Annotated in this window: 18 protein-coding genes and 2 riboswitches; of the genes, 12 read left to right on the top strand and 6 right to left on the bottom strand. The window is 68.8% G+C overall.

Translation table 11 applies throughout. From position 1 onward, the window contains the following. Nucleotides 1–61: 61 nt before the first annotated feature. Nucleotides 62–2,182, top strand: a complete 2,121-nt coding sequence (gene pta / locus JWS14_RS11475; protein WP_095862462.1) for a phosphate acetyltransferase — start codon at nt 62–64, stop codon at nt 2,180–2,182. Further along, nucleotides 2,179–3,381: an acetate kinase gene (locus JWS14_RS11470; protein ID WP_095862463.1), complete on the top strand. Its 1,203-nt coding sequence runs from the start codon at nt 2,179–2,181 to the stop codon at nt 3,379–3,381. Before pta ends, JWS14_RS11470 begins: the two co-directional genes overlap by 4 nt. 3 nt (nt 3,382–3,384) lie before the next feature. Here the strand turns inward: JWS14_RS11470 and JWS14_RS11465 are convergent, their stop codons facing one another. The 3 genes from JWS14_RS11465 to JWS14_RS11455 are packed head-to-tail and all read right to left on the bottom strand — an operon-like array spanning nt 3,385 to nt 8,104. Then, nucleotides 3,385–5,742 (bottom strand): serine/threonine-protein kinase, encoded by a 2,358-nt coding sequence (locus tag JWS14_RS11465; RefSeq protein ID WP_206013169.1) that lies wholly within the window; start codon nt 5,740–5,742, stop codon nt 3,385–3,387. Between the two features lie 8 nt (nt 5,743–5,750). Beyond that, on the bottom strand, nt 5,751–6,725 hold the full coding sequence (locus JWS14_RS11460) for a glutamate ABC transporter substrate-binding protein (protein ID WP_095862465.1): 975 nt from the start codon (nt 6,723–6,725) through the stop codon (nt 5,751–5,753). After that, nucleotides 6,722–8,104 (bottom strand): hypothetical protein, encoded by a 1,383-nt coding sequence (locus JWS14_RS11455; protein ID WP_072948508.1) that lies wholly within the window; start codon nt 8,102–8,104, stop codon nt 6,722–6,724. The genes JWS14_RS11460 and JWS14_RS11455 overlap by 4 nt, the downstream gene beginning before the upstream one ends. Nucleotides 8,105–8,227: 123 nt before the next feature. Here JWS14_RS11455 and JWS14_RS11450 point away from each other — a divergent pair, with 123 nt between their 5' ends. Continuing rightward, nucleotides 8,228–8,986: an NUDIX hydrolase gene (locus JWS14_RS11450; protein ID WP_072948507.1), complete on the top strand. Its 759-nt coding sequence runs from the start codon at nt 8,228–8,230 to the stop codon at nt 8,984–8,986. On the opposite strand, the gene thiE is transcribed toward JWS14_RS11450, so the two are convergent. Continuing rightward, complete coding sequence (thiE, locus tag JWS14_RS11445) at nt 8,987–9,685, bottom strand: thiamine phosphate synthase (protein ID WP_072948505.1); 699 nt, start codon at nt 9,683–9,685, stop codon at nt 8,987–8,989. A 24-nt stretch (nt 9,686–9,709) separates the two neighbouring features. Beyond that, nucleotides 9,710–9,822: riboswitch (TPP riboswitch) on the top strand. Between thiE and thiO the strand changes: the two genes are divergently transcribed. The 7 genes from thiO to JWS14_RS11410 all read left to right on the top strand — a co-directional run bounded on the left by thiO (nt 9,821) and on the right by JWS14_RS11410 (nt 16,230). Continuing rightward, nucleotides 9,821–10,888: a glycine oxidase ThiO gene (gene thiO / locus JWS14_RS11440; protein ID WP_206013167.1), complete on the top strand. Its 1,068-nt coding sequence runs from the start codon at nt 9,821–9,823 to the stop codon at nt 10,886–10,888. Its footprint overlaps the riboswitch before it by 2 nt. Before the next feature lie 2 nt (nt 10,889–10,890). Further along, nucleotides 10,891–11,115, top strand: coding sequence for a sulfur carrier protein ThiS (gene thiS / locus JWS14_RS11435; protein WP_005251712.1), 225 nt, complete (start codon nt 10,891–10,893; stop codon nt 11,113–11,115). Continuing rightward, on the top strand, nt 11,108–11,875 hold the full coding sequence (thiG, locus tag JWS14_RS11430) for a thiazole synthase (RefSeq protein WP_072948501.1): 768 nt from the start codon (nt 11,108–11,110) through the stop codon (nt 11,873–11,875). Before thiS ends, thiG begins: the two co-directional genes overlap by 8 nt. Before the next feature lie 112 nt (nt 11,876–11,987). Further along, nucleotides 11,988–12,929 carry an ABC transporter ATP-binding protein gene (locus JWS14_RS11425; protein ID WP_011594987.1) on the top strand — a complete coding sequence of 314 codons (942 nt, stop codon included), beginning with the start codon at nt 11,988–11,990 and terminating at the stop codon, nt 12,927–12,929. Next, nucleotides 12,929–13,723 carry an ABC transporter permease gene (locus JWS14_RS11420; RefSeq protein WP_206013165.1) on the top strand — a complete coding sequence of 265 codons (795 nt, stop codon included), beginning with the start codon at nt 12,929–12,931 and terminating at the stop codon, nt 13,721–13,723. The genes JWS14_RS11425 and JWS14_RS11420 overlap by 1 nt, the downstream gene beginning before the upstream one ends. Nucleotides 13,724–13,868: 145 nt before the next feature. Then, nucleotides 13,869–15,323 carry a M20/M25/M40 family metallo-hydrolase gene (locus JWS14_RS11415; protein WP_174705564.1) on the top strand — a complete coding sequence of 485 codons (1,455 nt, stop codon included), beginning with the start codon at nt 13,869–13,871 and terminating at the stop codon, nt 15,321–15,323. Between the two features lie 52 nt (nt 15,324–15,375). Continuing rightward, complete coding sequence (locus tag JWS14_RS11410) at nt 15,376–16,230, top strand: adenylate/guanylate cyclase domain-containing protein (RefSeq protein ID WP_206013163.1); 855 nt, start codon at nt 15,376–15,378, stop codon at nt 16,228–16,230. Nucleotides 16,231–16,262: 32 nt separating this feature from the next. Here JWS14_RS11410 and thiD read toward each other — a convergent pair whose 3' ends face one another. Together thiD and thiC are read right to left on the bottom strand one after the other, a co-directional pair. Further along, nucleotides 16,263–17,108, bottom strand: coding sequence for a bifunctional hydroxymethylpyrimidine kinase/phosphomethylpyrimidine kinase (gene thiD / locus JWS14_RS11405; RefSeq protein WP_072948494.1), 846 nt, complete (start codon nt 17,106–17,108; stop codon nt 16,263–16,265). A 10-nt stretch (nt 17,109–17,118) separates the two neighbouring features. Next, complete coding sequence (gene thiC / locus JWS14_RS11400) at nt 17,119–18,765, bottom strand: phosphomethylpyrimidine synthase ThiC (RefSeq protein ID WP_206013161.1); 1,647 nt, start codon at nt 18,763–18,765, stop codon at nt 17,119–17,121. Further along, a riboswitch (TPP riboswitch) is annotated at nt 18,758–18,866 on the bottom strand. It overlaps the preceding gene by 8 nt. A gap of 133 nt (nt 18,867–18,999) precedes the next feature. Here thiC and JWS14_RS11395 point away from each other — a divergent pair. Together JWS14_RS11395 and JWS14_RS11390 are read left to right on the top strand one after the other, a co-directional pair. After that, nucleotides 19,000–19,377, top strand: coding sequence for a GNAT family N-acetyltransferase (locus JWS14_RS11395; RefSeq protein ID WP_072948491.1), 378 nt, complete (start codon nt 19,000–19,002; stop codon nt 19,375–19,377). A 100-nt stretch (nt 19,378–19,477) separates the two neighbouring features. After that, the gene (locus JWS14_RS11390) at nt 19,478–19,840 is read left to right on the top strand and encodes a GNAT family N-acetyltransferase (RefSeq protein ID WP_206013159.1); all 363 of its coding nucleotides are present in this window, start codon (nt 19,478–19,480) and stop codon (nt 19,838–19,840) included. The last annotated feature ends 40 nt before the right edge of the window (nt 19,841–19,880 follow it).

Below are 19,880 nucleotides of genomic sequence, written 5' to 3'. Positions count from 1 at the left end.
CGCCATCTGACCGTCGGGACGGAGCGGTGTCAATCACCCAGCGGCGGTGTCCGGATACGCTATGGCCATGGCTGCGCCCGCGACACCTTCGCCTGTGAATCCACCCGCACGTCCTCAGCCCTCGAGTATCTTCATCGCCTCACCGGAGGGGGACACCGGAAAGTCCACCATCGCGCTGGGTGTCCTGCAGATGCTGTGTGCGTCGGCGGCGAGGGTGGGTGTCTTCCGCCCCATCGCCCGGTCGACGGAGGAGACCGATTACATCCTCGAATTGCTCCTCGAGCACACGACGGCCGACCTCGGGTACGAGGAGTCGCTGGGGGTCACGTACGAGCATGTCCACGCAGACCCGGAGGGCGCGCTCAGCGAGATCGTCGCCCGGTACCACCAGGTGGCGGCGCAGTGCGATGCTGTCGTGGTGATCGGCAGCGATTACACCGACGTGGCCAGCCCGAGCGAGCTCGGCTACAACGCCAGGATCGCCGTGAACCTGGGCGCACCGGTGTTGCTCGCAGTGAAGGGAGTCCGGCGCACCCCCGAGGAGGTCGCGCAGCTCGCCCAACTTGCCATCGGTGAACTGACCGGTCACCACGCGCACCTGCTGGCCGTGGTCGCCAATCGATGCAACCCCGACGAACTCGACGCCGTGACCGACGCGTTGGCGTCCACCGGTGTGCCCGCGTGGAGCCTGCCCGAGATCCCGCTGCTGGTCGCACCGACCATGGCCGAACTTCTCGAGTCGATCGACGGCAGCCTGTTCAGCGGCGACCCCGAGTTGCTGCACCGGGAGGCGCTGCGGGTGCTGGTCGGGGGAATGACGGCCGAGCACATTCTCGAGCGGCTGACGGAGGGCACGGTGGTGATTGCCCCGGCCGACCGGTCCGACGTGCTGCTGGCGATGGTGAATGCGCATGAGGCCGAGGGGTTCCCGTCGCTGGCGGGCATCATCATGAACGGTGGGCTGGTGCCGCACCCGGCGATCGCGAAGCTGATGGCCGGCCTCAGGCCGCGGTTGCCGATCCTCACCACCGATCTGGGCACGTTCGACACGGCCAGTGCGGCCGCTCAGACCCGTGGCCGGGTGGCGGTCGGCTCGCAACGCAAGATCGACACCGCCCTGAGTGTCATGGAACTCCGGGTGGACGCGCCGACGCTGCTGGAGCGGTTGAAGCTGCCCATCCCGTCGGTGGTGACTCCGCAGATGTTCGAGTACCAGCTGATCGACCGCGCCCGCCGGGACCGCAAGCACGTCGTGCTCCCGGAGGGCGCCGACGACCGCATCCTGCGGGCGGCGGGGAGGCTGCTGCAACGGCAGGTGGCGCAGTTGACCATTCTCGGCGACGAGGTGCAGGTGCGTCGCCGCGCGGCGGAACTCGGTGTCGACCTCGCGGAAGCGCAGGTCCTCGACCCGCGGACGTCCGAACATGCCGGTCCGTTCGCGGAGGAGTACGCGCGGCTCCGCGCCCACAAGGGCATGAGTGTGGACCGCGCCCGCGAGGTGATGACCGACATCTCGTATTTCGGAACCATGATGGTGCACTTGGGAATCGCGGACGGCATGGTCTCCGGTGCCGCGCACACCACGGCGCACACCATCCGGCCGTCGTTCGAGATCATCAAGACGCAACCGGGTGTGTCCACCGTGTCGAGCGTGTTCCTGATGTGCCTGTCCGACCGGGTGCTCGCGTACGGTGACTGCGCGGTGGTGCCCGACCCCACGGCCGAGCAGCTGGCCGACATCGCGATCTCGTCGGCGCAGACGTCGTCCCAGTTCGGCATCGATCCGCGCATCGCGATGCTGTCGTATTCGACGGGCGACTCGGGCAGCGGCGCGGATGTCGACAAGGTGCGCTCCGCGACCAAACTGGTGCGGGAGCGTAGGCCGGACCTGTTGGTGGAAGGCCCCATTCAGTACGATGCCGCCATCGAGCAGAGCGTGGCCGACAAGAAGATGCCCGGTTCGGAGGTGGCGGGCAAGGCGACGGTCTTCATCTTCCCCGACCTCAACACCGGCAACAACACGTACAAGGCGGTGCAGCGCAGTGCCGGAGCGATCGCGGTCGGGCCGGTGCTGCAGGGTCTCAACAAACCCGTCAACGACCTGTCGCGAGGGGCGTTGGTCGAGGACATCGTGAACACCGTGGCGATCACGGCGATCCAGGCGCAGGGAGCAGAGCAGTGAGCGAAGGCAGCGAAGGTTCCGTCCTGGTGGTCAATTCCGGTTCGTCGTCGATCAAGTTCCAGCTGGTCCACCCGGACACCGGGAAGTCCTCGGCGTCCGGTCTCATCGAGAGGATCGGGGAACCCGAGGGGCGCATCGTCTATCACCACCGCACCGGGTTGGCGGAGCGCCACGTCCACATCGCCGACCACCGGGCGGGGCTGAAGATGGTGTCGGACATCGTCGCCGAGGTGGGGCGTCCGCTGCGGGAGGCGGGGATCGTCGCGGTCGGGCACCGCATCGTCCACGGCGGCGACGTGTTCTACGAGCCGACGATCATCGACGACGCGGTGGTGCAGTCCATCTCGGACCTGTCGGCGCTTGCGCCGCTGCACAATCCGGCGAACGTGATCGGGATCGAGGTGGCGCGCGAGGAGTTGCCGGACATCCCGCACGTCGCCGTGTTCGACACCGCGTTCTTCCACACGCTGCCTGCGGAGGCGTCGACGTATGCGATCGACCGGACGGTCGCGCAGGAGCACGCCATCCGGCGGTACGGCTTCCACGGCACCTCGCATCAGTACGTGTCGGGGCGGGCGGCCGAGTTCCTCGGCCGGGGCCTGTCGGAGCTGAATCAGATAGTGCTGCACCTCGGGAACGGCGCGTCGGCGTCCGCGATCCGCGGGGGACTGGCCGTCGACACGTCCATGGGCCTGACTCCGCTCGAGGGTCTCGTCATGGGCACGCGGTCCGGCGACGTCGACCCCGGGGTGATCCTGCACCTGCACCGCAGCGGCATGGGTGTCGATCAGATCGACGACCTGCTGAACCGGCACTCCGGACTCAAGGGCCTGTCCGGGGTCAACGACTTCCGGGCGCTGCTGGCACTCGTCGGCGAGGGCGACGAGGACGCGGCGCTGGCCTACGACGTGTACGTGCACCGGCTCCGCAAGTACATCGGCGCCTACCTGGTGGAACTGGGCGGCGTGGACGTCATCACGTTCACCGGGGGAGTCGGCGAGAACAACGTCGACGTCCGCCGCGACAGCCTGGCGGGGCTGGGCCGCCTCGGCATCGTCGTCGACGACGACCGCAACCGCGCGGATTCCCGGGACGCCCGCCGCATCTCGGCGGACGAGTCCGACGTCCAGGTGCTGGTCGTGCCGACCAACGAGGAGTTCGCGATTGCCCGCGCCGCGGTGGAGCTGGTCGGGGTCTGAGTGTTACAGCAGGCTCCTGGGCCTGATGGCGTTGGCGAGGTCCACCAGCGTGTACCGGTGGGTGCGCTCGGGGGCGTTGCGGGCCAGCGCCCGCAGACCGGCCTCGGCGCCCTTGCGTAGTCCCCGTTCGGTGAACGGCACCCCCAGGATCTGCTCGAGTTCCGTTGCCGACGTGTGACCGGCACGCATCCAGTCCAGCGCCGTGCCCAGCACGAGTGTGCGCATCTGCAGCGCCCGGCTCTCCTCGGGTGCGAGCGCGGTGACGCGGAGCGCCGCCTCCCGCAGCGCCGCCTCGTCGATCTCCTCGATCGGCCTGCCGGACAGCAGCATCAGCACACTCGTCATCTGGGCCATGGTGAAGTGCCGGGACGTCGCGGGAACCTGATCGAGCGCGGCGATGGCGCCGGGCAGATCTCCGCGTTCGGTGAGTTGGCGGGCCAGCCCGAATGCTGCGCTCACCAGGCTGTGATCGGTGCGCCACACCGTCCGGTAGTACTTCTCGGCGAAGGTCCGCCACCGGTGGGAATCGGAGCTTTCGCAGTGCTGCAGAATCAGTTCGGCGGTGGCCGCGAGGGCAAGTTTGGGAGCCGTTTCACCGGGCATCGCCTGCAGCACGGACTCGAACCGGGGGAATGCCGTCTCGTACTCGCCGTCGATCAGCGTCGCGAGTCCGGCGTACCAGTCGACGCGCCAGTTCCCGCCCATCTCCGCCTCCAGGTCGCGGAGGAGTGTGGTCGCGGTGGCGGCGTCCCCGAGGTCGAGGTGCGCCTTGATCTCGGCGAGGGTCAGTTCCCGGGAGAACGACACGTCCAGGTCGCCGACGACCCGCTCGATACCGCTCTCGCGGGCGTGCCGAATGGAATCGAGGGTCTGCTGCGGTTCGCTGTGCACCGCGGCGGCCAGGAGCTGGGCGTTGGGGTCGGCCGGGTCGATCAGCGGCACCGCCAGGGCCTGCGCCACCGACAGCGGGTCGAGATTCCTGTCCCGTTCGACGCCGTCGACGTACACGTCCGTCTGCTCGACGGCCTCGTTCGTGCCGAAAGTCGTTCGTTGCTTGCTGAACACGGTCGACAGTCCGGGATGCTCCTCGCCGGTCTGCTGCGCGAGCACCTCGCGGAGTACGGCGGTGAGCTGACCGGCCATCTCCTCGGCGGACGCGAACCGCCTGCTCGGATCGGGGTCGGTGGCGCGCAACAGGAGTCGGTGGAAGAACTCGTATTCTGTCAGGAGCGGCGCCTGCTCGGGGGAGGGGATCCCGTCGAGGTACCGGCCCTTGTCGGACGGCATGTCGAGCGTCAGCACTGCGAGTGTGCGCCCCACCGTGTAGATGTCGGAGGCCACGGTCGGGCCGGTCTTGACGATCTCCGGCGCCTGATACCCGGGCGTGCCGTACAGGTACCCGTAGTCCTCGATGCCGGCGACGGCGCCGAGGTCGATCAGCTTCAGGGCGTCCTCGGTGACCATCACGTTGTCGGGTTTGAGGTCGTTGTACACCAGACCGGTGGAGTGTAGATATGTCAGTGCGGGAAGGATTTCGAGCACGTACGCGATGGCCTGCTCGACCGGCATGCGCTCGGGCCTGATGTGCGTCGACAGGACGTCGCGCAGCGAATGACCGCCCACGTACTCCATGACGATGTAGCCCATCGGGGTTCCGTCCGACCGGGGATGCTCCACGAAGTTGAAGATCTTCACGATGCTCGGGTGCGCCACCTCGGCGAGGAACTGGCGTTCGGCCACCGCCACCGCCTGCGCCTCGGCGTCGCCGAAGTGCAACAGCCCCTTGAGAACCACCCACCTGTCGCTGACGTTGCGGTCGATGGCCAGGTAGATCCAGCCGAGGCCGCCGTGCGCGATGCAGCCCTGCACCTCGTACTGGCCGCCGATCAGTTCGTTCGGATCGAGGAGCGGCCGGAAGTCGAAAGTCGCTCCGCACGAGGGGCACAGACCGAACTCGGAGGCCTCGGACGTGGGGCCGCTGCGGCCGACCGGCTTGTTGCACTTCCAGCAGAAGCGCTTGCCCTCGGGGACCTTCGGGTCGGTCATCACCGCCGACGCCGGGTCGAGTGTCTTGACGACGGGCACCTCGACGAGTCCGCCGCCGAGACGCAGGCGCTGCCCGGACCGGGTGCGCGGTGACCGCGTCGAGCGACCGGTGCCGGACGCACCCGACGGCCGGGACGTCGGCGCCGCCTGGGTGGCCGGCCCCTCGTCCAGTTCTTCCCGAACTGCTGCTTGCGTGGCCTCGTCCAGCTCTTCCCGAACTGCTGCCTGCGTGGCCTCGTCCTCGGGTTCCCGGACCGCGGCCTGGGTGGCGAGGTCCGGGTCGGTGGACTCGGGGTTCTTCGAATGTTGCGGCATGCGTCCCCTCAGTCCTGGTACACGGCGGACGGCGGGGCGGGGGACGGGCCCAGCACCGACAGCCACTGGTCGTACATTCTGGTCCAGGTTCCGTCGCTGCGGATCCGTTCGAGTGTGCGGTTGACGAACCGCACGAGGTCCTCGTTCGCCTTGGTGATGCCGATGCCGTACGGTTCGGCGCCCATGCTGTCCCCCACGATCTCGAGGTACGGGTCCTGGGACGCCAGGCCGGCGAGGATCGTGTCGTCGGTGCTCACCGCGTCGACCTGCCGCTGCTGCAGGACCACCAGGCAATCCGACCACATGGGGACCGTGAGGATCTCGGCGGTCGGCGCGACCTTCTGCAACCGGGTCAGCGACGTCGTGCCGCGGACGACGCAGACCCGCTTTCCGCCCAGGTCGGCGGCGCTGCGGATCGGGGATCCCTTCACGACCAGAACCCGCTGCTGCGCCTCGAAGTACTCGGAGGAGAACGCCACCCGTTCCTTGCGGTCGCAGGTGATGGTCATCGTCTTCGCCACGATGTCGACCATCGACTCCTGCAGCGCCTTCTCACGATTCGCCGACGTGAGAATGCGGTAGTCGAGCCGGTCCGGGTCGCCGAACAGGTCCCGCGAGATCTCCCGGGCGACGTCGACGTCGAAGCCCTCGACGGCGCCGGTCGCGGGAGCGCGGAAACTCATCAGGTTGCTGCCCGTGTCGAGGCCGACGACGAGACGCCCCCGCGCGCGGATGGCGTCGACCGTCGGCATCGGCGTGTCGGAGTCGGGGAACGGGCGCAGGCTCGCGGTGGGGTCGCCGCAGTCCTTCTCGGGAGCAGGCGGGGCGGCGCTGGTCTCGGGGGCCGGTGCCGCGGCCGCGGGAAGCGGGGGTTCGGTGTAGGACACGTTCGGCGATCCGACGTGCTCCGGAGCGGCCTCGGCGCACCCGCCGATCAGCAACGTGGCCGCCAGCAGCACCAGCGCGATCCGGTGCCGCCTCACTGGTATTCCCTCAACCGAGGCCACAACCCGATGATAATTCCGGCGAACGCGACGAGCGTGAGGACGAGGGCGCCGGAACCGAGTGCGGTCAGCACCCGGGCCGCGGACTCGACGTTCGACCGCAGATGGTCGCGGGCGGTCCCGATCCCGTCGGTGAGCGCATCGTCGACGGCGGTGAACTGGGCCGCGGAATCCGAGGGTCCCGGCCCGATGGCAACCGTTGCCGCCGAAACGAAGTCGCCCTTCGCGAGGATCTCGTTCATGCGATCGTGCGCCGAAGACCAGCTTTTCCAGGCGTCCTCGGCCCGCACCACCTCGTCGTGGCCGACCGCGCGGTCGCCGTCGTGCGGATAGCCCGACAGCAGGGTGTCGAGCTGACCGGACTTGTCCTCGAAGACGGCGTCGTAGTCGCCGTTAGAGTCCCGGCGGACCAGTTTGAGCGTCTCCTCGGTGCGCGCCTGCTGCGCCAGGATGCGCGCCGCGGTCAACTCGTGCATCGGTCGGGCGCCCTGGGTCAGCGCCCGCTTGGTGTCGAGGGAGGAGACCAACCCGGCGACCAGCATCCACACGAGGAGGATCGCGGTGCACGACGACGCCAGGATCAACCCGAGATTGAACGTGCGCCTGCTCAGCCGTGCGAGGACGACCTGCGCGACGAGCAGCGCGACGAGCGCGACGAGGACCAGGATCAGCGCCGTCCAGGGTGGACGGGAGTAGTCCCGCTGTATGTCCGCGACGTCGGTTTCCTGCCGGGCGTGCAACTCCTGGGCCTTCGGCAGCATGCTCGTCTGCATCAGCGTGGATGCCTCGCTGAGGTAGGCCGCGCCCACGGGGTGACCGGTGCGGTTGTTGGCCCGCGCGGTCTCGACGAGACCGGAGTAGACGCTGAGGTCGGTGGAGATGGAGGCGAGAAGGCGCCTGCTGTCCACGTCGCTGGGGGCGAGCCCGCCGGACGCGTACACGAGGTCGGCGGAGGCCGTGCCGAGCGCCTGCGCGTACGTGTCCCGGAGTTCGGGGGGTTCGAGACCGCCGGAGATGAACGCGGTGGTGGCCGCGGCGTCCGCCACCGACAGGGCGCTGTAGAGGTTCTGCGCCGAGAACGACAGCGGTTCGGTCTCGGCGAGGACGCTGTCGAGGGTGGCCTCCCTGCCGTTCACGGTCGACGCGGCCACGAATCCGGCGGTCAGGGTGAGCAGCACCAGGAGCGCGCCGAGGGCGGTGAGCTTGGCGGGTGTCGACCCCAGGAAGGCCCGAAGTTCCTTACGACGCGCGACGGCGGGGTCGACGTCGTCGTCCGCGGCGGCAGACAGGGCGCGGCTGCCGTGGGGTTCGATCGACGGCGCCTCACGCAGAACCACGTCGCACCCCTCCCGTGTCACGGCCGCACCTTGTGGGGAGCATATAAGCAGGAGTCGGTGACTGGGGATATCGGGCACTTCCGGCAGAAACCGTTAGTGTGAGGGAACTGCAGGGAGACCCATCAGGTCGGACAGGGGTAGTCGATGCGTGGTGACGGTGACGGCTGGGCGACCGGGCCGGACGGCAGTCGTCATTGGGGCAAGCACGGTGCGGCCGGGTTGTTGCTGCGTGCGCCGCTCCCGGACGAGACGCCGGCCGTGCTCTTACAGCACCGTGCGGCCTGGAGCCACCAGGGCGGGACGTGGGCGTTGCCGGGCGGTGCCCGGGACAGCCACGAGACCACGACCCACGCCGCGGTACGCGAGGCGCACGAGGAAGCCGGCATCGAGAGTGCGGCCATCAGAGTCCGCACCGAGGTCGTCACCATGAAGGCCGCGAGCGGCTGGAGTTACACCACGGTGATCGCCGACGCCGAGCGTCCACTGCCCACCGTCGCGAACGGTGAGAGCACCGAACTGCGCTGGGTGCGGGAAACCGACGTCGCCGGGTTGCCACTGCACCCCGGGTTCGAAGCGGGGTGGCCGCAACTGCGCACCACCGAGGTGCGGCTGCTGCTCGACCGGTACGACGTGCTGGGTGAGAGCGGCGCGCTCGCGCAGCTGTCGAAGGCACTGCCCCGCACCGTGCACCTGCCCGACGGCACCTACGGGTGGCTGCCGCGCGTCGAGGTGCTCGAGGCACTGGACACGGTCGGTCGCCTCGCCGAACCGGCAGGTCACGGCACCACGCTGGGGACGGTGACCGCGGTCGTCACCACCGACCCCGAGCTGATCGAACAGTTGCCCGCCACGGTCGTGGTCCTACCGCCCGCCACGGTGCGAGACTGGCTCCAGCAGGCGTAACTACGCGTTCTGCTGCAGCAGGGCGGACAGTGAGCGCGCGGCGGCCTGCGGGTCGCGGGCCTCGGTGATGGCCCGCACGACGACGATCCGGTCGGCGCCTGCGGCGAGGATCTCCGGAACCCGGGACTCGTCGATGCCGCCGATCGCGAACCACGGGCGGTTCGGCGCGGAGTCGGCGGTCGAGCGCACCAGGTCGATGCCCGACGCGGTCCGCCCGGGCTTGGTGGGGGTCGCCCACACCGGTCCGGTGCAGAAGTAGTCGACGCCGTCCTCGATCGCCGCGAGGCTGGCCTGGGCGCGGCTGTGCGTGGACCGGCCGATCAGCACATCCGAACCCACGACGGTCCGCGCGTAGGGGACGGGCAGATCGCCCTGGCCGAGGTGCAGGACGTCGGCGCCTGCGGCCAGCGCCATGTCGGCCCGGTCGTTGACGGCGAGCAGCGCCCCGTGCCGCCTGGCCGCGGCCGCGAGCACCGACAGTGCCGCCAGTTCGTCCCTGGCGTCCATCGTGCCGAACTTCTTCTCACCGGCCGAGCCCTTGTCGCGGAGCTGGATGATGTCGACGCCGCCGGACAGCGCGGCCTCGGCGAACTGCGCCAGGTCGCCCTTCTCGCGCCGAGCATCGGTGCACAGGTACAAACGTGCTGTTCCGAGGCGGCGCCGACGGTCCGTGAGGTTGCTGTGATGTGAGGTGGTCACGGCATGACGGTAGCCTCTACGGTGAAAGTGCAACACGGGAGTCCCGGGGAACGTGGGGCTGAGAGGGGCTCACGCCGAGCCCGACCGTCATACCTGACCCGGATCATGCCGGCGCAGGAAGTGAGGTGGAGTTCAATGGCGAGATCGGTATCCGTCGTCGGAGGCGGAGTGATCGGCCTGTCGATTGCGTGGCGAGCAGCCCGCAACGGCTGGTCGGTGAAGCTGTACGACCCGTCGATCGGTTCGGGAGCGTCCTGGGTGGCGGGCGGCATGCTCGCCCCGCTGTCCGAGGGCTGGCCCGGTGAGGAGAGCGTCCTCGAACTGGGGAGCGCGTCGCTCGACCGGTGGCCCGAGTTCGGGAAGGAACTGGAGGCCGGGGCCGGCGTCGACCTGTTCACGTCGGAGGGTTCGCTCACCGTCGCGTTGGACGGCGCCGACGCCGAAGACCTCCGGACCATCGCCGAGTGGGTGGGGGCGCAGGGCCGGGATCTGCAGATCCTGAATCGCGCCGAGGTCCGCGCCCTCGAGCCGATGCTGGGTCGCGGAGTCCGGTTAGGGCTCTTGGCCGTCGACGAACTGGCCGTCGACAACAGGCTGCTCCTGCAGGCGTTGCAACGGTGTGCCGTCGACGCCGGGGTGGAGCTGATCGGTGAGGCCGTGCGCAGTCTGGACGGGCTGGGCGCGGACCAGATCGTCGTCACCGCGGGCATCGCGTCACCGGCACTGTGGCCGGGACTTCCGGTGCGCCCGGTGAAGGGCGAGATCCTGCGGTTGCGGGCCCGTCCCGGGGTGACCCCCGCGCCGGGCCGGACCATCCGCGGCAGCGTCCACGGCAGACCCGCCTACCTGGTGCCGCGTGCCGACGGCATCGTCGTCGGAGCCACCCAGTACGAATCGGGCAACGACACGCAGGTCACGGTGGCCGGTGTGCGGGACCTGATCGCGGACGCGGAGGCGCTGATGCCCGCCATCGGCGAGTACGAACTGCGTGAGACCTCGGCGGGTCTGCGTCCGATGACCCCGGACAACCTGCCGCTGATCGGCCGGGTGTCCGATCGGGTCGTGGTGGCGACGGGACACGGCCGCAACGGCATCCTGCTCACTCCGGTGACCGCCGACGCGACGGTGGCATTGTTGGAGGGCTCGGCACTGGTCGAGGCGAAAGCCGCAGACCCCGAACGTTTCGAGAAAGTAGCGAGGTAGAGATGAGTGAGCAGCAAGTAGTGGTGCCGATCGGCATCAGCGTCAACGGCGAGGATCACGAGTTCACGGAACCGTTGACCGTCACCGGGCTGCTGGAGGTGCTGAACCTGCCGACCAAGGGAATCGCGGTGGCCGTGAACGGCGCCGTGTTCCCCCGCGCCCGTTGGGACGAGCTCGTGGTCCGGGGCTGGGAGATCGAGATCCTCACGGCGGTGCAGGGTGGCTGACGCGACGCCCGGCGTGCAGAAGGGCCTCACGATCGCGGGCCGCACGTTCGGTTCACGGTTGATCATGGGCACCGGTGGCGCCGCCAACCTGACGGTGCTCGAAGAGGCGCTCGTCGCGTCCGGCACCGAGCTGACCACGGTCGCGATGCGCCGCGTCGACGCCGTCGGCGGCACCGGGGTGCTGGACCTGCTGCGCCGGCTCGACATCGCGCCGCTGCCCAACACCGCGGGGTGTCGCGGTGCGGCCGAGGCGGTGCTGACGGCGCAACTCGCCCGGGAGGCGCTCGAAACCGACTGGGTGAAGCTCGAGGTCATCGCCGACGAACGCACCCTCATGCCCGACGCCATCGAGTTGGTCAGCGCCGCCGAGCAACTGGTCGACGACGGATTCGTCGTCCTGCCGTACACCACCGACGACCCGGTCCTGGCCCGCAGGCTCGAGGACGTCGGCTGCGTGGCCGTGATGCCGCTGGGTTCGCCGATCGGCACCGGGCTCGGTATCGCGAACCCGCACAACATCGAGATGATCGTGGAGGGTGCCGGGGTACCGGTCATCCTCGACGCCGGCATCGGGACCGCCAGCGACGCGACCCTCGCGATGGAACTCGGCTGCGACGCCGTCCTGCTGGCCACGGCGGTGACCAGGGCGAAGGATCCGGCGCTCATGGCGTCGGCGATGCGCGGGGCCGTGGTGGCGGGGTACGAGGCCCGGCACGCGGGCCGCATCCCCAAGCGGTTCTGGGCGCAGGCGTCGTCGTAGAACTCGGGGTCGAGTCGGGGTCCGGTTCGGGGTCCGACCGGTACCAGGGGACGAGTCGGGAGTAGACCTGCGGCCGATGCGCACCGGCCGCAGGTTCCGGCATTCTTCTCACATGATTGAAGTGAGGGGACTTTCAAAGACCTTCGGTGCGACGAAGGCGGTGGACAACCTGACGTTCAACGTGAAGCCGGGTATGGTCACCGGCTTCCTCGGCCCGAACGGTGCAGGAAAATCGACGACGATGCGCATGATCCTCGGGCTGGACCGCCCCACGGCGGGCAGCGCGCTGATCGACGGCAAACCGTACAGCGACCTGGTGCAGCCGCTGCGGACGGTGGGGGCTCTGCTCGACGCGAAGTGGGTGCACCCCAATCGCTCGGCCCGCGCCCACCTGCAGTGGATGGCGGCGTCCAACTCGCTGCCGAAGAGCCGGGTCGACGAGGTGCTGCACCTCGTCGGGCTCACCGAGGTGGCGGGGAAGAAGGCCGGCGGATTCTCGCTCGGCATGTCCCAGCGACTGGGCCTGGCCGCCACGCTGCTCGGCGATCCGAAGGTGCTGCTGTTCGACGAGCCGGTGAACGGGCTCGACCCGGAGGGCATCGTCTGGATCCGGAAGTTCATGCAGCGCCTCGCCGCCGAGGGCCGCACCGTGCTGGTGTCGAGCCACCTGCTGTCCGAGATGGCGCTCACCGCAGAACATCTGGTGGTCATCGGCCGCGGGCGTCTGATCGCCGACACCACCGTGTCCGAGTTCGTCAGCAAGTCCTCGGAATCGACGGTGCGCGTGCGGAGCCCACAGCTGGACGCGCTGCGCAGCGCGCTCACGTCCAACGGACTCACCGTGCGCGAGGACGGATCCGACGGGCAGCAGGCGCTCGTCGTGGTGGATTCGTCGACGGACGTCGTCGGCGGGATCGCCGGTTCGCAGGGCATCGTCCTGCACGAGTTGGCATCTCAGCGCGGATCGCTGGAGGACGCCTTCATGAAGTTGACCGGAGACGACGTGCAGTACCACGCAGAGGGCGTCGAAGATGTGATGAGGGGTGCACTGTAATGGCTGTTCTCAATGCCGAACGGATCAAGATCACGTCGACGAGGTCGCCGTGGTGGTGCACCGTCATCATCATCGTGCTGGGCCTCGGTCTCGCGGCGGTCATCGGGCTGAGCGCGAAGGCGAGCATCAACACGTTCAACAACCAGATCGCGGACGGTAAGCAACCCGACTTCGACCCGTTCCTGCCGCAGATGTCCGACGCCGTCGGCGGTGTCTCCGGGTTCGGTGTGCTGGTTCTGATGATCCTCGCGGCACTGGCCGTGACCAGCGAATACCGGTTCGGGGTCATCCGCACCACGTTCCAGGCCATCCCGAACCGGGCGTCCGTCCTCGTCGCGAAGGCCGGCCTGATCGGCGCGTTCGGCGCCGTGCTGACGTTCGTGCTCACGTTCGGCGCGTACGCCATTGCGAAGGCGACGGCCGGCGACGAGGCCGGAGCGGCACTCACCCTGACCGGTGCGGACGCGTGGCGGTCGATCTACGGCGTCCCGATCTACGCGTTCCTGTGCGTGGTTCTCGCCGTCGGAGTCGGCACCCTGCTGCGTCAGTCGGCGGGGGCGATCGCCCTGCTGCTGCTGTGGCCGCTGCTGATCGAGAGCCTGTTCAACCTGTTCGGCTCGTTCGGCCAGAAGATCATGCCGTTCCTGCCGTTCCTCAACGCCAACAACTTCCTGGGAGCGCCGCAGGGAGTCGATTTCCACTGGGGCCCGTGGGGCAGCCTCGTGTACTTCGCGGTGTTCGTCTTCGTGATCTTCGGGGCCGGACTGGTGGTCGTCAACAAGCGCGACGCCTGACACCCGATACAGTAATCTCGCCCTGCTCCTCCGCCAGGTGATCGTCGGGAGACCTGGCTGAGGGTGACGGTGGGGCGGGAGCCTGTGGGCCGGTGCGAAATCCATTCGCGCCGGCCCACAGGTGCTTCTGCGTTAGGCTCCCGACATGCGACTACGGGGAGTTTTCACAGTCGGAGTGGCCGGTGCGATGGTCCTGGCCGGGTGCTCGTCGACGAGTGAACCCGATTCGCCGCCGGTCGACGCGAGCGCTCTCGCGGCCTCGGTCACCGAGAGCGGTGTGGTGGGGCACCTCGAGCAACTGCAGACGATCGCCGAGAGCAACGACGGCAACCGCGCAGCCGGAACGTCCGGCTACGACGCGAGCGTCGACTACGTCGCACAGACATTGGAAGACAAGGGCTTCGACGTCCAGACCCCGGAATTCGAGTTCCACAAGTTCGACGTGCGGACGGAGGCCCTGCGGTCCGGCGACCGCGACTTCGACGTCCGGGCGATGTCGTATTCACCGTCGACCGGTCCGCAGGGGCTCACCGCCCGCCTGGTGCCCGCCCCGAAGGACGACAGTCCGGGATGCGAGGTCACCGATTACGACGGCCTCGACGTGACAGGCGCGATCGTCCTCGTGAACCGCGGGGTGTGCCCGTTCGCGGCCAAGCAGCAGGTGGCGTCCGAGCGCGGTGCCGCAGGCGTGATCGTCGTCAACAACGAGGACGGACCGATGAGCGGCGGCACCCTCGGCGACCCGGATGTGGGCAAGGTGCCCACGGGCGGGGTGAGCAAGGCGGACGGCGCCGCGCTCGAGCAGGCGGGGGGTGACGTCACCCTCACGCTCGACACCGTCACCGAGTCGAGCACTGCGCGCAACGTCATCGCCCAGACGAAGACCGGCTCGACCGAGGACGTCGTGATGGTCGGCGCGCACCTGGACAGCGTCCCCGAGGGCCCCGGCATCAACGACAACGGCACCGGCGTCGCCGCGACCCTCGAAACGGCCGTGCAACTCGGCGGTTCGCCCGACGTCGACAACGCCGTGCGCTTCGCGTTCTGGGGCGCCGAGGAACTGGGTCTGCTCGGATCGGAGGCGTACGTCGACAGCCTCAGCGAGGAGCAGCGGAACGACATCGCGCTGTACCTGAACTTCGACATGCTCGGTTCCGAGAACGCCGGCTACCTGGCCTACGACGGCGACAACTCCGACAACGTCGGCGAGGGGCCCGGACCCGAGGGATCCGCGGGCATCGAGCGCACGTTCACCGAGTTCCTGCAGGGCGACGGCATCGCCGCGGACGGCACGGACTTCGACGGCCGATCCGATTACGGTCCGTTCATCGAGCACGGCATCCCGTCGGGCGGCGTGTTCAGCGGCGCCGACGAGACGAAGACCCCCGAGCAGGCGCAGAAGTGGGGCGGCACCCCGGGTGTCGTGTACGACAAGAACTACCACAGCGCGACCGATACCCTCGAGAACGTGGACAGGGCCGCGCTCGCCAAGAATGCCGCCGCGGTCGCGTATGCCGTCGGGGTGTACGCGGAGTCGCTCGCGGGGCCGAACGGAGTCCCCATCGGCGCGGACCGGGAGAAGGCGCGGGCCACCGAGTGATGTCCGATTCGTCACGGGTTTGTGCATGTGACGCTGAGTTACTCTTACTCTCGTGAGCGACGACCCCGCCGAAGAGAACAGTGCCGAGCACGGCGCTGCGCAGACACCGAAACGGGGCGACAAGGTGCTGGGCTGGGTGGAATCGGTCAACCGGCAGCCACAGCTGATCGAGGGGCTGCGGAAGATTCGTCGCGCGCTCCCCGGCGATCCCGCGTTCGGGGACCCACTGTCGACGGCGGGCCCCGGAAGCGCGCGGGCGATCGCCCGCGTCGCCGACCGCTTCCTCGATCACCAGCCGGGCGCGTCCCGCGAGATGAGCCTCGGCGCGCTGCAGGTGTGGCAGGCACTGCTCGAGCGCACCGGACGCGGCCGGGGAACACGGGAGGTGACCATCGTGTTCACCGACCTCGTCGGGTTCTCCAGTTGGTCGCTGCCCGCCGGTGACAGCGCCACCCTCGCCCTGCTGCGCGACGTCGCCCGGGCCGTCGAGACCCCCATCGTCGACCGGGGCGGGCATGTGGTGAAACGACTCGGCGACGGTGTGATGGCCGTCTTCTCCAGCCCGGACCGCGCGATCGACGCCGTCTTCGCCGCGCAGGACGCCCTCGCGGACGTCGAGGTGGACGGCTACCGCCCCCGCATGCGCGTCGGCCTCCACACCGGTTCGCCCCGGCAGATCGGCAGCGATTGGCTCGGTGTCGACGTGACCGTCGCGGCCCGCATGATGGAACTCGGCGGCGACGGCAACGTGATGGCGTCGTCCGCCACGCTGTCGAGCCTGCAGCCGGGCACCCTCGACGACCTGGGGGTCGGGGTCAAGCCGTGGCGGCGCGCCTTCTTCGCCCCCGCCCCCAGCGGGGTGCCCTCGGACCTCGGTATCTGGCGGTTGCGGCTCCGCCGCCCGTGAGTACTTGTTAACCGCCGGACGTTAATAAGTACTCACGGGTGCCGCAGGCGCCACAGGGGGGAGACGGGGCCGTGACCGGCACCCAGGTCGTACGACGCCTCCAGGCACTTGGTGACCCACTCCTTGCCGAACGCCACCGCGTCGGGCACGGACCATCCGTGGGCGAGTGCACTCGCGATGGCGGCCGCGAGGGTGTCGCCGCCGCCGTGGTCGTTGCCGGTGTCGATCCGGGGACTGCTGAACTCGAGGAATCGGTCGCCGTCGAACAGCAGATCGGTGCTCGACGCCGACGTCCGCAGGTGCCCGCCCTTCACGATCGACCACTGCGCGCCGAGTGCGTGCAGCGCCTCCGCGGCCCGGCGTGCGGTCGCGTCGTCCACCACGTCGATGCCGGTGATCAACCGGATCTCGTCGAGATTCGGGGTGACCACCGTGGCGATCGGGATCAGCGTGTTTCGCACGGCGTCCAGCGCCTCGGCGTGCAGGAGCGGATCGCCGTGCATCGACGCGCACACCGGGTCGACGACCAGCGGGACCGGTTGGTCCCGGCCGATCCCGACCTCGGTGCACACGGCGGCGACGGCCTCGATGATGGCCGTCGACGCCAGCATCCCCGTCTTCGCTGCCCCGACCCCGATGTCGTCGACGACGCACCGCACCTGCGCGGCCACCGTCTCCGGCGGAATCTCGTGGAAGCCGCTGACCCCCACCGAGTTCTGCACCGTCACCGCGGCGACCGCGACACATGCGTGGACGCCGCACAGCGCCATCGTCCGCGAGTCCGCCTGGATCCCGGCGCCACCGCCGGAATCGGTGCCGGCGATGGTGAGGACGCGGACGGGGGTCTGGCCGTCGGGGGTCAGGGGCAGCAGCTTCACGAAGGGGACCTTACCGATTCTCTGAGGTGACGGATTCGACGGGCAGATACACACGGCCACCTGCGTCGACGAACTCGCTCGACTTCTCGGCCATGCCCGCCTCGATGGCTTCGACCGAATCGAGTCCGTGCTGCTGCGCGTACTCCCGCACGTCGGCGGAGATCCGCATGGAGCAGAACTTCGGACCGCACATCGAGCAGAAGTGGGCCGTCTTCGCCGGCTCGGCGGGCAGCGTCTCGTCGTGGAACTCCCGCGCCGTGTCCGGGTCGAGGGACAGGGCGAACTGGTCGTGCCAGCGGAACTCGAACCGGGCCTTCGACAGCGCGTCGTCCCGCTCCTGCGCGCGCGGATGCTGCTTTGCGAGGTCCGCGGCGTGCGCCGCGATCTTGTACGTGATGACCCCGGTCTTGACGTCGTCCCGGTTCGGCAGCCCCAGGTGCTCCTTGGGTGTCACGTAGCAGAGCATCGCGGTACCGGCCTGCGCGATCATCGCCGCCCCGATCGCGGACGTGATGTGGTCGTACGCCGGTGCGATGTCGGTGGCGAGCGGTCCGAGCGTGTAGAACGGCGCCTCCTCGCACAACTCCTCCTCGAGCCGCACGTTCTCGACGATCTTGTGCATCGGCACGTGCCCGGGACCTTCGATCATCACCTGCACGCCATGCGATTTCGCGATCTTCGTGAGCTCGCCGAGGGTGCGGAGCTCGGCGAACTGGGCCTCGTCGTTGGCGTCCGCGATGGAGCCGGGGCGCAGACCGTCACCGAGCGAGAACGTGACGTCGTAGCGGTGGAGGATCTCGCAGAGTTCGTCGAAGTGGGTGTACAGGAACGATTCCCGATGATGGGCCAGGCACCAGGCCGCCATGATCGAACCGCCGCGGGAGACGATGCCGGTGACCCGGCGCGCGGTCAGCGGAATGTAGCGGAGCAGCACCCCGGCGTGGACCGTCATGTAGTCGACGCCCTGCTCGCATTGCTCGATCACGGTGTCGCGGTAGATCTCCCACGTGAGCGCGGTCGGATCGCCGTCGACCTTCTCCAGCGCCTGATAGATCGGCACGGTCCCCACGGGCACCGGCGAATTGCGCAGGATCCATTCCCTGGTCTCGTGAATGTTCTTGCCGGTGGACAGGTCCATGATGGTGTCCGCGCCCCACCGCGTCGCCCACACCATCTTCTCGACCTCTTCCGCGATCGACGACGTCACCGCGCTGTTGCCGATGTTCGCGTTGATCTTGACCGCGAACGCCTTGCCGATGATCATCGGCTCGAGTTCGGGGTGGCAGCGGTTGGCCGGGATCACGGCGCGACCCGCCGCGACTTCGGCGCGCACCACCTCAGGTGAAACACCCTCTCGTGCAGCGCAATACCGCATCTCAGGGGTGACGGTTCCGGCGCGGGCGGCGTCGAGCTGGGTGCCCGCCCGGTCGGCGATCCACGACGCCCGCAGATGCGGAAGTCCCGCGTCCAGGTCGATCGTGGCGTCCGTGTCGGTGTACGGGCCCGACGTGTCGTACACGTCGAGGTGCTCACCGTTGGTGAGATGTACGCGCCGGACCGGCACCCGGACGTCGTCGCCCGACAGCAGGTACTGCTTGGTGCTGCCCTGGATCGGTCCCGTGGTGACGGACGTGGCTGTAGATATGGTTGTGCTCATCGATGATGCTCCCTACGCCGGCATTACCCGGACAGGTTCGACGGTCGACGGCCCCTAGCCGTCCTCTCAGCCCGCTGGTGCGAGCCCCCGTGGATGTGTAGTTGTCCCGGAGACTGTAACCGAGATCTCTGAGAGTGAACATTCGGGGGAAACTTGGACAGCGGTTCCGTGCATCGGTATAAAGGGTGATGAACATCACATTTCGATTACGACACATACCCCCAGGAGATAGCCATGCTGACGGACGCGCAGGTTGTGGACGTGATCGACAACGCCGATCAGAACCGATTCGAACTCCGACTGAGTGGTGACCTGGTCGGCATCCTCGGATACTTCGCCCTCGCGGACACCCCACCGGGTGCGGGTGCGGGAGTGGTGGCCCGGCCGCCGGGCCCGAAGAGTCGGGGGCGTCAGGCCCCGGTGGTCTCGTTCATGCACACGGTGATCGTGGAGGACTTCGGTCACCGCGGACTCGCCGCACTCATGGTGGGGCGCTCCCTCGACCTCGCCCGCGGGTACGGCTGGAAGGTCCGGCCCGTCTGCACGTACGTGCAGCGCTTCGTCGCGGGGCATCCCGACTACCGCGACCTCATGGTTCCGGTGGACGCCTGACGCGGTCGGGACACGAATCGACCACTCGTCGGCAACGAAACGGTTCCGGGGCCGGTGATTCCACTCGCGACGGTGCTCGTGAACTGATTCCATGAGTGGCATGGATCACATGTCGGACGGTTCCGAGCCGTCGGGGAGCATCACGGCCGTCGATACTCGCGTACTCGACAACCCCGCCCACGAACGATTCGATCTGTGGCTGGGGGACGAGCTGGTCGGCATCCTCGGCTATCGCGACGAGGACGACATCCCCGGGTTCACCGCCGAGTCCGGCGAGGTGGTCGCGTTCATGCACACGGTGATCGTGGAAGACTTCGGTGGCCGCGGCCTCGCCGCGGTCCTCGTGGGCGAGGCGCTGGGTTCAGCGCGCCGGCGGGGCTGGAAGGTGCGTCCCATCTGCACGTACGTCCGGCGCTACGTGGCGCTGAACCCAGAGCATCTCGACATCCTGGTCGCCGACTAGAACGACTTCCGAGAGCACTGCTCTTGCTGGACGTCGATTC

The organism is Rhodococcus koreensis (genome assembly GCF_017068375.1).
GTDB lineage: Bacteria > Actinomycetota > Actinomycetes > Mycobacteriales > Mycobacteriaceae > Rhodococcus_F > Rhodococcus_F koreensis.
This window is presented reverse-complemented; position numbering and strand designations above follow the sequence as displayed.